The 13,904-nt window shown below is 44.0% G+C and carries 12 protein-coding genes; 4 read left to right on the plus strand and 8 right to left on the minus strand.

What is annotated here, in order from left to right:
* Positions 1–143 precede the first annotated feature (143 nt).
* From NSS78_RS02160 to NSS78_RS02175, 4 genes are all read right to left on the minus strand, one after another.
* Positions 144–1,520 carry an aspartate kinase gene (locus tag NSS78_RS02160; protein ID WP_212046370.1) on the minus strand — a complete coding sequence of 459 codons (1,377 nt, stop codon included), beginning with the start codon at positions 1,518–1,520 and terminating at the stop codon, positions 144–146.
* Positions 1,521–1,694: 174 nt separating this feature from the next.
* Entirely contained in the window at positions 1,695–3,128 is a 1,434-nt protein-coding gene (locus NSS78_RS02165) for an MDR family MFS transporter (RefSeq protein WP_050945497.1), read from the minus strand.
* 16 nt (positions 3,129–3,144) lie between these two features.
* Positions 3,145–4,011: a TetR/AcrR family transcriptional regulator gene (locus NSS78_RS02170; protein WP_226804653.1), complete on the minus strand. Its 867-nt coding sequence runs from the start codon at positions 4,009–4,011 to the stop codon at positions 3,145–3,147.
* Between the two features lie 137 nt (positions 4,012–4,148).
* On the minus strand, positions 4,149–4,523 hold the full coding sequence (locus NSS78_RS02175) for a hypothetical protein (RefSeq protein ID WP_212046371.1): 375 nt from the start codon (positions 4,521–4,523) through the stop codon (positions 4,149–4,151).
* 116 nt (positions 4,524–4,639) lie between these two features.
* Here NSS78_RS02175 and NSS78_RS02180 point away from each other — a divergent pair, with 116 nt between their 5' ends.
* Positions 4,640–4,951: a metalloregulator ArsR/SmtB family transcription factor gene (locus tag NSS78_RS02180; protein WP_212046372.1), complete on the plus strand. Its 312-nt coding sequence runs from the start codon at positions 4,640–4,642 to the stop codon at positions 4,949–4,951.
* A gap of 30 nt (positions 4,952–4,981) precedes the next feature.
* Here NSS78_RS02180 and NSS78_RS02185 read toward each other — a convergent pair whose 3' ends face one another.
* Positions 4,982–6,406: a PLP-dependent aminotransferase family protein gene (locus NSS78_RS02185; RefSeq protein WP_212046373.1), complete on the minus strand. Its 1,425-nt coding sequence runs from the start codon at positions 6,404–6,406 to the stop codon at positions 4,982–4,984.
* Positions 6,407–6,514: 108 nt separating this feature from the next.
* Here NSS78_RS02185 and gabT point away from each other — a divergent pair, with 108 nt between their 5' ends.
* The 3 genes from gabT to NSS78_RS02200 are packed head-to-tail and all read left to right on the plus strand — an operon-like array spanning position 6,515 to position 10,610.
* Entirely contained in the window at positions 6,515–7,831 is a 1,317-nt protein-coding gene (gene gabT, locus NSS78_RS02190) for a 4-aminobutyrate--2-oxoglutarate transaminase (RefSeq protein ID WP_212046374.1), read from the plus strand.
* 21 nt (positions 7,832–7,852) lie between these two features.
* Positions 7,853–9,241: an APC family permease gene (locus tag NSS78_RS02195; RefSeq protein WP_044140510.1), complete on the plus strand. Its 1,389-nt coding sequence runs from the start codon at positions 7,853–7,855 to the stop codon at positions 9,239–9,241.
* Positions 9,216–10,610, plus strand: coding sequence for an NAD-dependent succinate-semialdehyde dehydrogenase (locus NSS78_RS02200; protein ID WP_212046376.1), 1,395 nt, complete (start codon positions 9,216–9,218; stop codon positions 10,608–10,610). The genes NSS78_RS02195 and NSS78_RS02200 overlap by 26 nt, the downstream gene beginning before the upstream one ends.
* A gap of 48 nt (positions 10,611–10,658) precedes the next feature.
* On the opposite strand, the gene NSS78_RS02205 is transcribed toward NSS78_RS02200, so the two are convergent.
* The 3 genes from NSS78_RS02205 to NSS78_RS02215 all read right to left on the minus strand — a co-directional run bounded on the left by NSS78_RS02205 (position 10,659) and on the right by NSS78_RS02215 (position 13,718).
* On the minus strand, positions 10,659–11,255 hold the full coding sequence (locus NSS78_RS02205; protein WP_137055609.1) for an NAD(P)H-dependent oxidoreductase: 597 nt from the start codon (positions 11,253–11,255) through the stop codon (positions 10,659–10,661).
* Positions 11,256–11,452: 197 nt separating this feature from the next.
* On the minus strand, positions 11,453–12,067 hold the full coding sequence (locus tag NSS78_RS02210; protein WP_003214390.1) for a DUF1775 domain-containing protein: 615 nt from the start codon (positions 12,065–12,067) through the stop codon (positions 11,453–11,455).
* Between the two features lie 16 nt (positions 12,068–12,083).
* A complete protein-coding gene (locus tag NSS78_RS02215; RefSeq protein ID WP_212046377.1) occupies positions 12,084–13,718 on the minus strand; it encodes a copper resistance CopC/CopD family protein in 1,635 nt (544 codons plus the stop codon).
* Positions 13,719–13,904 lie beyond the last annotated feature (186 nt).

Below are 13,904 nucleotides of genomic sequence, written 5' to 3' on the forward strand. Positions count from 1 at the left end.
TCCGATCATAGGCCGGAACAATAGTTGGTTTGTCTCTATCATACAAAATCAAACGAGAAATAGATACATTTTAATGCGCAAATCCATGTGAATCAGGTGAGAACAAAAAAGACTGCCGACCCTGAGATCTGACAGCCTGCTGATTAAAGAGAGACCGGGACGGTAGACATAGAGAAAAATTCCTCATACAACGCTTGAACGGCTTCTTTTTCTTGAGCCGCTTTGACGCCAAACATCATGCTGACCTCTGAAGATCCTTGATTGATCATTTCAATATTGACCTTCGCTTTTGACAGCGCCTTTGCTGCTCTTGCGGTGGTGCCAACATTGTGACGCATCGCCTCTCCTACAATCATAATGAGGGAGAGATTCGGCTCTAACACGACCTCATCTGCATCAAGCACGAGCTTTAAGCGATCGAGTAGCTCTTGTTCAATATGCTGCTCCTCCAGCTGATCCTGCCTTAAAATAATGTTCATATCATCAATGCCAGAAGGGACGTGCTCATACGTAAGCCCATATTCCTCTAACGTTTGCAGCACCTTACGCCCAAATCCGACTTCTCGGTTCATCAAATATTTGCTAATATAAATGCTGCAAAATCCGCTGTCTGAAGCGATTCCGACAACGGGTCCATTTGTATGATCCCGCTGGTTCACAATTTTTGTGCCTTTTGCCGAGGGATTATTGGTGTTTTTAATCTGCACAGGAATGCCTGCACGGAAGGCCGGAATGAGTGCTTCATCATGGAACACAGAAAAACCAGCATAGGACAGCTCGCGCATTTCCCGGTACGTTAGCTCTGTAATCTCCTTCGGCTCATGAACGATCGTTGGATTGACAGCGTAGACAGCATCCACATCTGTAAAGTTTTCATACACATCTGCCTTCAAACCGTTTGCCAAAATGGAACCGGTAATATCGGAGCCGCTGCGAGAAAAGGTGACAATGTCTCCCGATAGACTAAAGCCAAAAAAGCCAGGGAATATGATGATGCCAGAGCGCTCTCTTAATTTATACAAATGATCATATGACTCCGGTAAAACTTGCGCTTGACCAGGCTCATCGCTCACAAATAAACCAGCTTCCTTTGGATTCACATAGTGAGCTTCGACACCTTGATAGCGGAAATAGGCGGCAATGAGTTTTGCGTTATTGTCTTCACCGCTAGCTTTGATGGCATCAAGATATCGCTCAGGATGAGACGTATCTGCCTGTAAGAGGGTATCTAGATCTTGCCGGATGGTGTCAATCACGTTATGACTTAACCCGAGTTCATCCGCAATCGAGGCATACCGCTTGATGACGGCTTCCTGTAAATCGTGTGCTTCGCCGAAACGTAAATATGACTCACCACAGCTAATTAATAGATCGGTGACCTTCGTATCCGTTGAATGCCGTTTTCCTGGTGCGGAAACAACGACTACTTTTCGAGCTGGATCTGCTGTTACAATGTCAAATACCTTTTGCAGCTGCTTGCCAGATGCAAGTGAACTGCCACCAAATTTAACGACCTTCAATGCATACATCTCCTATAGTAAAAATTTTCTCACAAATTGAATAGTTCCTATTATCAACTCTTTTCTTCAAATTATCAAGGTTTTTCTTCACTAGAAATACAAATGTATTTTCTGAGAGGACGGTATAGCGTGAGTATATGAAAAAAGAGCCGGCAATATGCCGAGCTCTTTTTCTTATGAAGAAGATGAGGAGGAAGATAGCTCCTGCTTCATCACTTTATTATTGCGTTTTTCCTTTAAGAAAAAGGAGAGGACAAGCCCAATGACCGCAATCAGACCAGAAATGAAGAATGACGTATTCATTCCATGAACGGCTGATTTTAATGGGCTGGCCAATTCTGCATTTGCAGCAGAGCTGCTCATGATGGAGACAAGCACTGCTGTCCCAATGGAACCGCCCATTTGTCTCATCGTGTTATTCATCGCTGTCCCATGCGGGATCAAATGAGGTGGTAAAGAGTTAATACCTGCTGTTGTCAGCGGCATCATGATCATCCCAACCCCGATTAAGCGAAGCGTGTAAGCGACCGTAATGAGGGCGATGGATGAATCAAGGGTGAGCAGCATAAATGGCAAGGTCGTCACGGTAAGTATCGTAAACCCGCCTAAAGCCAGCCCTTTTCCGCCGACTTTATCAAAAATCCGTCCAATAATCGGTGAGAGGAGCCCCATAAAGAGAGCACCAGGCAATAAGATCAGTCCTGTATCAAGAGCAGACAACCCTCTGACATTCTGCGTATAGAGCGGCAGAATCGTCTCTGTCCCAATCAATAAGGCAAAGACAAGCATCCCAAGGAAGGTCGTTAAGCTAAAGATGGCAAACTTAAAGACACCAAATTCAAGCATCGGTCTTGTCAAATTCGACTGGCGCAGAATAAAGAAGAACAAGCTCACAGCGCCGACAATCAACGAAATGAGGACAGTGGCACTTGTCCAGCCGTATGTGCCAACACTAGAAAATCCGTAAAGCAGTCCGCCGAAACCGAAGGACGACAAGATGACAGATAAAACATCAATACGTGTCTCTCTTTGCTGCGTTACATTTTTCATTAAGAAGAAAGCAAGAATGAGATCAATGATACCGATTGGCAGAACAATATAGAACAAGAACTTCCAGCTGAAGGAATCAACAATCCAGCCGCCAAGTGTCGGTCCAAGAGCTGGTGCGAAAGATATGACAAGTCCGACCATGCCCATTGCCTGCCCGCGCTTTTCTTTCGGGAAAATGGTTAAAAAGATCGTTTGCATCAGCGGCATTAAAATCCCTGCGCCAGCTGCCTGCACAATACGCGCTGCAAGTAATACAGGGAAATTCGTTGCAAATGACGCAAGAATGGTACCGGCTGTAAAGATGCTAAGCGCTGTTAAAACTAAAGAACGGCTTGAAAATTTCTCGATTAAGAAAGCCGTGATCGGGATGAGAATCCCGTTTGTCAGCATAAAGGCTGTGGTGAGCCACTGTCCTTTGCTGACATCAATATTGAATTCCTCCATGATATGTGGGATCGCTGGTATGAGCAGCGTTTGGTTTAAAATCGCCACGAATGCCCCAACGAGGAAAATCCCCACAATCACAGATCGATTATACGATGTTGTAGATTGGTTCATGTTATCCCTTCTTTATCTATAAGATGATGCTTTTCAGCTGTGACACGTTTTGTGATAAAATGCTATTTTTGCCTAAATAATCGAGTAGTGAGCTGATTAAAAAGGTTCTCGGTTGGTCCTTTGATAATTCTTCACTTAGCAGTTCAAACGCAGAGAGGAAATCGTCCTTTTCTTCCCCGTTTACCAGTGTGTGAAGCTCTTGTTTAATCTTCGTTAAGTACGAGATGACAAGCTTTTCTTCATCGTATTCGTCCTGTGTGGAAAGCAAATAAGAGTCCATCAGCTGATCTGTTAGCACAGGCTCAATAGAGCAAGGCTTTTTCGACACACGGTCCATCACGCCGATAATCATTTCGGCGGCATTTTCTAATTGGATGTTCTTGCGCTCAATCGCCAGCATTAAAATGAATTCTCTCATTAATCCGTTGAGGACAATGACAAGATCCCAGACGTAAGGCGCAACAGATTCACCATATGTGCTTAAAATAATGTCTCTGTGCCGCTGCATGATAATGGAGCGTGTCTCACGTAAATGCTTAATCACAATGGGCGAATGCTGTGAAAAAGCTTCAAAGGACAGCATATTCAAAAATTTATGATTCTCTTTAAACTCTTCAAGCTCAAGCTTGATCTTCTTTGTGAATTTTTCCTTTTTGGACAGCGTCGTTTCTGAATGAATGATCTGAGAAATCTCTCTCATTTTGCACTGATTGTATTTAATCAGTTCTAATAGAAGAGCTTCCTTTGAATCAAACAGCTTATAAATAGACGCTTTTGATATTTTACAGGCATCGGCAATTGACTGCATGGAGACACTCATATAGCCTTTTTGAGAAAATAATTTCTTCGAAACCCGCAAAATCTCTTCTTGCTTTTCATTCATCTTCATAAGTCCTTTCCGAATCGGCAAAACCATATGGTCACAATGGAAACCGAGTGGTCACTTTTGCAATGATAACAAAACCAATGACCTATGACAAGAAAAGAAACTTAAAAAACACCTATCTTATGACAGGTGTTTTATCCTTCTGCATGTGCGGCATATATGATGATCTGTCCGTTAAGTTCAGCGATCAAAAGGTCTTTTCGCTCCTTTACAGAGTAAATCGCTGTCCCTTTTTTCAGCTGGGAAGCTGTGCCGTGATTAAAATGTTCGGCAGCTGTTTTCTGAATCACACCTAATTGCTGATCTTTAGTGACGGTTAGTTGATGGGTCCAATCTACATTTGCTTCATAGACAGTTTTTTCCCATTGAAATAAATCTGCCTGTTCATCGAGAGCTAATATCTCTTCTGCACTAGGTGGTTTAGATTCGGAATGCTGGACGGATTGGCATCCATATAAGCACATGGCGAGTAACATTATACATAAGTCAGTCCATCTCTTTCGTGTCAAATGAGATCCTTCCCTTCACAAGAAAGCTTGTATATGGTCATAGTCGTTTCCGAAGGATGTATCGTTACTATGTGAGGAAGATTGTATGTTGGCACAAAATACGATACATTTATCGTATGAATAATCCAATCTATCCAACCCAAGAAGACATGAGACTGATTTCTGTGCTGCACGCTTTGGCTGATCCTGTCCGTTTAGAAATTGTCCGCTGTTTAGCGGAAACGGGGGAGAGGACATGCGGCACGTATGAGATAAATATTGCCAAATCCACGCTGTCACATCACTTCAAAGTGCTGAGGGAGGCAGGCATTGTGAAAGTGAGAATTGATGGAAAACACCGCTACTATTCTTTAAGAAAACAAGACATCGAGACCGCTTTTCCTGGGCTCGTGTCATCCATTTTAGCCGTAGATAAAGAGCGGTGGTAAGCCAGCTGTCTAGTAAAGCAGCTGGCTGTTTTATTTCCCATAAATCGACTCATACAGTCGTTTTACCGCCGGCTCAATATCCTCTGGCCGCATATGAGAGAAGCCGAGGACGAGTGGAACAAAGCCTTCCTGATGCCCCGGTAATTGCTCATCAAGGGTAAAACGGTCCATCCCGTACATTTTCAGCTTTCTTTCTTTGGCACGCTGTAAAATCTCATGCTGCGTGCGGTTTGAGCGGAACTCTGCGATAAAATGAAGTCCAGCATTTTCCCCAATAATCCGTACATTGTCAGCAAAAACCGTGTCGAGCTCTTCAATGAGCTGCTTCCGCTTTTCCTCATATAAACCATTCATTCTTTTAATATGCCGCTGATACGCCCCATCCTTTATAAAATGAAGAAGGGTGTATTGTGTAAAAAGGTTGGCCGTTTGAATGAAAAAGTGCTGTTCTTCCTTATAGCGTCTTAATAAATGCTGCGGGAGCACCATGTAGCTTAGCCTTAAGCCTGGCAGCAATGATTTTGAAAAGGTCCCCATATAAATGACTTTGTCATATCGATCCAAACTTTGCAGCGCTGGAATGCTGTCAGTCCCATACTTGAATTCACTGTCATAATCATCCTCAATGATATAACGGTCATGCTCATCGGCTGCCCAGTTTAAGAGCTGAATCCGCCGGGAAATTGGCATAATCACCCCAGTTGGGAATTGATGTGAAGGGGTAATGATCAACACATTCGGCTCTTTCTTCTGAATGTCACTCATCCGCACTCCTTTTTGATCAATGCCTATCGTTTCAATTCGGTGATGATTGTTTTTTAGCATTTGATAGAGCCGGCGATAGCCAGGGTTTTCTAACCCGTATACTTGATCGGCTGGAAGAATACTTGATAACGAATGGATAAGCGACTGCGTGCCTGCACTTAAAATGAGCTGTTCTGGATAGCATTTGACTCCTCTTGCCAGCCCGATTAACCGGGCAATCGTTTCCCGAAGCTCGTACACACCTTGTGGATGTGGAAGCTCGCCAAACGCTTCTTGGTGGAGGCTGATCGCCTTTTGTTCACTTTTCAACCAGCTTTTAAAGGGAAAATGAGTGGTATCGACTGAGATATGTGAAAAGGAATACCAATCGTCCCGTGCAATCGGCTCTTCCTTTAAATCTGCTGGGAGTGTAGAGGATTTCAGCTGACCTGATTCATGAAACGTTTCTAGTGATTCCACGAAAAAACCTTTGCGTTCAACCGAATATAAATATCCCTCGGCAAGCAGCTGCTGATATGCGCCATTCACTGAATTGACGCTGACATTTAAAGTATCGGCTAACTCTCGTTTGGAAGGTAATTGATCATGCGGCTGAAGATTTCGATTTAAAATTTCACCTTTAATTTTCGTGTAAATTTGATGATAAATAAATCCGTTTGCCCCTGTTTGGTCTAGTTGAATTGTCAGCATCTTGTCATTCCTTCCTCTCTGGTACCATGAAAAAAATGATATTGGTACTTTCTATCATACCAAAAAATATTCAGAATAATAAAAAAGACATAAAGGGGATGGATGACAATGAGTCAAACGACAACAAACCGTTTTTCAACAGAGGAATGGCAGGGGAAAAGAGATCAATATGTCGCAAGAGGCGTGAGTAATGGCAACCGTCATCTTGCAGCAAAAGGGAAGGGAGCCGAGCTGTTCGATATCGATGGGAAACGTTTTATCGATTTTGCCGGTGCTATCGGTACGTTAAATGTAGGCCATTCACATCCAAAGGTTGTGGAAGCCGTCAAAGCACAGGCAGACAGTCTGATTCACCCAGGATTCAACGTGATGATGTACGAATCGTATATTGAATTAGCTGAAAAGCTATGCCGCCTCACACCAGGCGATCATGACAAGAAAGCCATTTTTCTCAATTCAGGCGCAGAAGCCGTTGAAAATGCGGTGAAAATTGCACGTAAATATACGAAAAGACAGGCCGTTGTCTCGTTTACAAGAGGCTTCCACGGCAGAACGAATATGACGATGAGCATGACGAGTAAGGTCAAGCCATATAAATTTGGGTTCGGACCATTTGCGTCAGAGGTGTATCAAGCGCCATACCCGTATTACTATCAGAAGCCAGAAGGGTTAAGCGATGCAGCCTACGATGAGTACATCATTGATCAATTCAATCAATTCTTCGTCGCTGCCGTTGCACCAGAAACCGTTGCGTGTGTGGTCATGGAGCCAGTCCAAGGGGAGGGCGGATTCATTGTACCATCGAAGCGTTTTGTTCAGCATGTCGCTTCATTCTGTCAGCAGCACGGGATTGTCTTTGTTGCAGATGAGATCCAAACAGGCTTTGCGAGAACAGGGAAATATTTTGCGATTGAGCACTTTGATGTGGTGCCTGACTTAATCACGGTGTCAAAATCACTTGCAGCTGGCCTGCCGCTGAGCGGTGTCGTCGGCAGAAAAGAACTGCTTGATGCGGCAGATCCAGGGGAGCTAGGGGGAACATATGCAGGAAGTCCATTAGGATGTGTGGCAGCACTAGCGGTTCTTGATATTATTGAAACAGAACAACTCAATCAACGATCTGAACACATTGGACAAGTTATTGAGGACAAAGCAAATGATTGGAGAACAAAATATCCATTCATTGGGGAAGTCCGCCGGTTAGGGGCAATGGCGGCCATTGAAATTGTGGAAGATCAAACAACGCGTACACCAGATAAGAAAACAGCCGCAGCGATTGCAGCCTATGCAAACAAGCACGGACTACTCTTATTAACGGCAGGGATTAATGGGAATATTATTCGCTTTTTAACACCACTTGTCATCACAGATGAGCTGCTTCATGAAGGACTAGGGATCATCGAGGACGCCTTCAAAGCACGCTAAACAACAAAGGGGGATGGTTGTATGCAAAAACAACAAATGGCAAAAACCATGTCGCAGTCTGACGTACTGTTTTTATCCATAGGTGCAATGCTTGGATGGGGCTGGGTTGTACTTTCGGGGGATTGGATTTTAACAGCTGGATTTTTAGGCAGTGTGATTGCCTTCGTTATAGGCGGTATTCTCGTCATTTTTATTGGACTGACGTATGCTGAGCTTTCGTCTGCGATTCCAGAGACAGGCGGAGGGCTCGTCTTTGTCCAGCGGGCATTTGGGATGAAATCAGCGTTCGTCTCAGCATGGGGCGTATTGTTTGGTTATGTGTCCGTCATTACGTTTGAGGCTGTTGCCTTGCCGACAGTTATTGATTATGTGATTCCAACACAGCATGTTGGTTTCCTATGGAATATAGGGGGATGGGACGTTTATTTTACATGGGTATTGATTGGATCTGGCGGTGCATTGTTTTTAACTGCACTGAATTACATTGGGGCAAAGCCTGCGGCCATTTTTCAGTCTGTGTTCACTGTAGCGATTATTCTAACAGGCTTTCTTCTTTTAGGTGGCGCGACATTTAATGGAGATTTTGCAAACCTTGAGCCAATGTTTCAAGGTGGGGTTGGCGGTCTCATGGCAGTTTTAGTCATGATCCCCTTTTTATTCGTTGGGTTTGATGTGATTCCGCAAGTAGCAGCAGAGATCAATGCGCCGAAGAAAATCATTGGGAGGATTCTAATTATCTCCATCGTGAGTGCGGTCGTATTTTATCTGCTAATTGTCTTTGGGGTAGCTGCGGGGCTATCAAAAGGACAGCTTGAAGCCTCTTCCTTGGCGACAGCAGATGCCATGGTGCAGCTTCTCGGTCATCAAGCATTTGGGACAGTGCTTGTCATTGGCGGTGTAGCAGGGATTGTGACGAGCTGGAATGCTTTTATTATCGGTGCAAGCCGTATTCTATACGCGATGGCGGAAAGAGGCATGATTTCCAAATGGTTTGCGTATATTCATCCAAAGTATAAAACGCCGACAAATGCTATTTTATTTCTTGGTGCTTTGGCCTTTTTCGCTCCATTATTAGGGCGCCCTGCTCTCGTATGGATTGTCAATGCAGGCGGTGTCGGGATCATCGTCGGGTACTTAATTGTGTCCATTGCCTTTATGAGACTTCGCAAAGTAGAACCAGAGCTTGAGCGTCCGTACCGCATTAAGTATTGGCGAACGACAGGCGTTTTAGCCATCGGGCTGAGTCTCCTGTTTCTTTCATTTTATTTTCCAGGGATGCCGGCCTCCTTATCATGGCCAGCTGAATGGATATTGCTTTTAGGTTGGGCACTCATTGGGTATATACTATATGTAATGAATCCAAGAACGAAGGAGACGGTAGAGCATGACAAACGAACTCAAAGTGTATAATCCTGCAACAGGAGAAGAAATTGCTTCAGTTGCTCAGCATACAAAAGAACAGATCGAAGACGCCATTTCGCGCTCACATCAAGCATTCAAAGCATGGGCAAAAACGTCAGCGCATGAACGTGCCAATATCATTCGCAAGTGGTTTGATCTCATGATTGAACATAAAGAAAGGCTCGCAAAAATCATCACGGAAGAAAACGGGAAGCCGTATCAAGAAGCATTAGGCGAAATCGTTTATGCGGCTGGATATATTGAATGGTACGCAGAGGAAGCCAAACGAATCTACGGCAGAACCATTCCGTCACATACGACGAACAAACGCCTTTTTGTCACAAAGCAGCCAGTTGGACCTGTTGCGGCCATTACACCGTGGAATTTCCCAGCAGCCATGATCACGAGAAAGGCAGCACCAGCACTTGCAGCGGGCTGTACCTTTATTGTGAAGCCTGCCGAAGATACGCCGCTGACGGCTATTGAACTTGTGAAATTAGGCCACGAAGCCGGAATTCCAGAGGATGCCCTGCAATGGGTGGTTGGAGATGGAAAAGAAGTCGGTGAAATATTCACAGATAGTCCATTGATTCGCAAAATCACGTTCACAGGCTCAACGCCAGTCGGAAAGCATTTGATCAAAAACAGTGCAAGTACAGTCAAGCACGTATCAATGGAGCTTGGCGGTCATGCCCCGCTCATCGTAGACAAAGATGCCAATCTTGAACTAGCTATCAAACAAGCAGTGGCATCTAAATTCCGTAATGCAGGACAAACCTGTGTCTGTGCCAACCGCTTAATTGTGCATGAAGACATTCATGAAGCATTTGCTCAAGTCTTTAGCAAAGAGGTCGAAAAGCTGAAAGTGGGAAATGGCTTTGAAGAGGGCTCATCCATCGGCCCAATTATCAACAAGCGTGGCTTTGATAAAATTGTCAGCCAAATTCAAGATGCAGTCGATAAAGGGGCGAAAATCCTTGTCGGCGGAGATACGCATTTCGATGATGACAAGTCGTATTATTTTGTCCAGCCAACGGTTCTCACACATGTGGACCCTTCCATGAACATCATGCATGAAGAAACCTTTGGACCAGTGGCACCGATTACGACGTTCAAAACGCTAGATGAAGCGATTGAATTAGCGAACGATACACCTTTTGGTCTTGCAGCTTATTTCTTTACAGAAAATTATCGAAACGGCCTCTACATCTCAGAGAATCTTGATTACGGGATTATTGGCTGGAATGATGGCGGCCCATCGGCTGTTCAAGCACCATTCGGAGGAATGAAAGAAAGCGGAATTGGCCGTGAAGGCGGCATCGAAGGGATCGAACCTTATTTAGAAACCAAATATGTATCCATTGGTTTAGACGAATAGACGTGAAAAAGACTGTCCGAATAAGGAATCTCGGCAGTCTTTTTTATGTTAAACAGCCGGCGGAAAAAGCTGCTCCACCGTTTCTTTTGTTTCTTTCAGAATGTCGTGGATGTAATCTGCTGGTGCCTGCTCCATGCTGCTGAACAAAAGTCGTTCAACAGGCTCAACACCAATAAAATTGAAGACTTCTGTATCTGATGTCATTCGGTGAGAAGCGGAAACGATCCGGTTAGAGTCAAGAAAGGTCCTTGGAGCATCGTGCGTGTTGATAATGACCCCTTTTTTGTGCCGAAGCAGGTTTTCAATAGCCCCATGCTCATTGATTTGATAAGCGAAGCCCTCAGAAAAAACGCGTTCTACATAGCCCTTTAGCATAGCGGGTAAGCCTGTCCACCAAATGGGGAAAATAAACGTTAGGACATCTGCTTGCTGAATTAGCTTCTGCTCTGTTTGAATGGCAATTGGGACATCTCCCCGTTTGATCGCAGCCTTTTCCAAGATGCTTAGTTCTGGTGAAAAACCAAGAGCATAAACATCACGAACAGTCACTTTATGACCATTGTTCAAAAGAGTGCTGACAACAAGATCTAATAAGGTTTGATTTAAGCTTTGCTGGGGATGAGCAAATATAATTAGATGGTTCATCTTATAGCCTCCTAGGTGGTCATGTGTCTCATTATGGCATGCATCATCATCCTATTCAATCCTATATTGGTAATAATAGGTTGGGAAAATGGAGGTTGATCGTCCAAGCTTGCAGGCAAAGCCTTGCATCTCGTGTTCAGGCAAGGTGGAAAGAAACAAAGCGATCGTTTCCGTGAAAACGATCGCTTACGAATCAATTATTTCTTTCTAAAAGCAAGCACAAGCGCAATCAGTGCTACGACTAGAGCAGCAATGGACAACCCTAGCACAAGTGGTGAAGAAGAATTGGAGGCTGTTTCAGATGCCTTTTCTTCTTTTGGTTTTTCTTGACCATGTGAATCCGTTACCGTATTAGATGCGACAATGTTTGTGATCGAATGCGGCTTATCAGCATCTTGATCGCCAGTCCATTCAACGACCGTTCCATCCTTATAATATTGATACGCATCCCATGCAGCTTCGCCTGCTTTTTCAGGGTTTTTCGCTACAAAAACGAATTGCTGGAACTGTCCGGCAAGCACGCCTTTACCCGTTGCTTCCCAAGTCACTCTTGTTACCTTGCCATCTTTTTCTTCAGTTGACGTTTTCCATCCAGAGACTGGCTCATATTGTTGGAATTCGACGCCTTTAGGTATTGTCAAGACTACCTTAGTCGTTGGACTGTCACTCTCAGAAGGAACTTTTAACGTATAGGTTTCCCACGCATTTGTCGCAGACGTATCAGGTTTGACTGTGACGTGAGCACTTACAGGAATCGCCAATAAAAATGAAGCGAGAAGCATTGGTAATAAAGCTTTAACGTATTTTTTCATATGGTATGAACTCCTTTTAGTTTCTTCTAATAAATGTGGTATCAATATTTTCAAAAGAACCAGTTAACGCATGGATGTCAATTTTCCAAGTACCTTTTTCATTTAACAAGAGGTTTTCAGCAGAGTAATGACCATTTTTTAATCGTTTCAGCTGAAATTCACTCGGTTTCTCTTCACCGAATAAGGTGACTTTATGGATCTTGGCTGACACAGATTGAATATCAGTAATCGTTTGTCCATCCTTCTTCGTAAATGCGACCTCGAATGTGTTTTTGCCCGGGGCATTAGGGGTAATGCTCATGGACACAATGTCACGATGCTCCACTTGGTTTGCGCCGAAGAACGGCTCAGGTGCAGGCGGAGGAGGGCTCGGGATATTGGTGAATACAGCTGTTAATAACAAGATAGCGATTCCGATGATCCACTCAGCTCGTAACGAAACGTTTTGTTTCTGTTTCTTTTCCCATCTTAGCATCAAGTAATGGACAAGCCCAAGAAGGCCCATCAAGATAAATAAGCCAAGCTTGATTAAAAAGGTTCGTCCGTATGCTGATTCGAAAAGAGCATCAAACGATTGCAAAATAAAGATCGCATTTACAAATCCTGAAAACACAATGAGTCCAACAGAGAGCAGTGCCCAAGGGTGAAACGCTGTTAACGTATTCCGTAAGAGCGGCTGATCTTCATTTGGCAACTTCTTCAACAATAAAAGCACAATGGCTGTTAAACCACCGACCCAGATTGATGCAGAAACGAGATGGATGAAATCAAGTGACGTTGTCAGTATTTTATTATCCGTTGCTGCTGGATGTCCGATTTGTGCCTTCAGCCAGAGAAGTACTGCGAATAGGAGCAGTGGAAACAACCATACCCGAAAAGAAGTGAAATCCCCTTTTTTCATCGCAACTAGGCTCCAAATGGTTAGAAGCACAAATGACACCATGAGCATCATCCACAAACTACCGCCAGAAGTCGATGCAATGGTTTCTTGTAAAAGCGCTGGCTGAAATGCTCCCCAAAAAGACACGTCTGCTGCTGATTTTGTTTGAATCGGCAGCTGGAACACGAGTGCACCGCCCATCATGACCAGTGACAATGTCAAAAGCCATTTCATTCGTTTCGCTAATACAGGTGAAATGGCTGCTTTAAACCAAAACAGTCCAAACAAAATGGTCCCGAGAAATAAGCTAAACGACGTATAAAGAAAGGCTTTGTCAATGGTTGAGGCAACATCGATGGATTCATTCGTTTGACCTTGATCTAATTGGTCAAAACCGCCATCCGCTTTGCCAATACTAAACGGGATCATGCCAGAGACAGAGTGCCCGTCTGCTGATACCGCATTCCATTGAATGGTGTAAATTCCCTTTGGTAAACCCTTTTTTAAAGCAGCTTCCATGATTTTTTGATCTTTGATGACCGTATCACCTTGATCCACACGATCCCCTTTTGCATTTAGCACCTTAATGGCATGAAATCCACTTTCAATTCCTTCACTAAATGTGATAGAGACCGAAGGAGGCTGCTTCTCCAGCTCTTCATTTGCTGCTGGATTCGAGCTGACGACGTATGCATGGGCAAATGCTTCCTTTGGAATGAAAAAAGCAAACGTAACGATAAGGAGCAGAAGCCACTTACTATGTTTCAACAAGTGTATAACCGCCTTTCTACCTATGAAAATGTCTCATGTATCAGAAAGAAAGCGGCAGTAAACTGTGAGTCACAGAAAAAACCGCTCCTCCTATTGTACCGCTCACTCTAAAAGGTAAACGAAACAAACAGCAAGATGGTTCACTTTTTCTGTGTCATGTCTGCGCAGACATTTCTTGATTGAATA

Origin of the sequence: Bacillus sp. FSL W8-0920 (genome assembly GCF_038593215.1) — a bacterium.
GTDB classification, from domain to species: domain Bacteria; phylum Bacillota; class Bacilli; order Bacillales; family Bacillaceae; genus Bacillus; species Bacillus pumilus.

Excerpts from the sequence above, each read along its gene's own strand:
- NSS78_RS02165 (WP_050945497.1), bottom strand. The coding sequence starts at position 3,128 with ATGAACCAATCTACAACATCGTATAATCGATCTGTGATTGTGGGGATT.
- NSS78_RS02170 (WP_226804653.1), bottom strand. The coding sequence starts at position 4,011 with ATGAATGAAAAGCAAGAAGAGATTTTGCGGGTTTCGAAGAAATTATTT.
- NSS78_RS02180 (WP_212046372.1), top strand. The coding sequence starts at position 4,640 with ATGAATAATCCAATCTATCCAACCCAAGAAGACATGAGACTGATTTCT.
- NSS78_RS02185 (WP_212046373.1), bottom strand. The coding sequence starts at position 6,406 with ATGCTGACAATTCAACTAGACCAAACAGGGGCAAACGGATTTATTTAT.
- gabT (WP_212046374.1), top strand. The coding sequence starts at position 6,515 with ATGAGTCAAACGACAACAAACCGTTTTTCAACAGAGGAATGGCAGGGG.
- NSS78_RS02195 (WP_044140510.1), top strand. The coding sequence starts at position 7,853 with ATGCAAAAACAACAAATGGCAAAAACCATGTCGCAGTCTGACGTACTG.
- NSS78_RS02200 (WP_212046376.1), top strand. The coding sequence starts at position 9,216 with ATGACAAACGAACTCAAAGTGTATAATCCTGCAACAGGAGAAGAAATT.
- NSS78_RS02205 (WP_137055609.1), bottom strand. The coding sequence starts at position 11,255 with ATGAACCATCTAATTATATTTGCTCATCCCCAGCAAAGCTTAAATCAA.
- NSS78_RS02210 (WP_003214390.1), bottom strand. The coding sequence starts at position 12,067 with ATGAAAAAATACGTTAAAGCTTTATTACCAATGCTTCTCGCTTCATTT.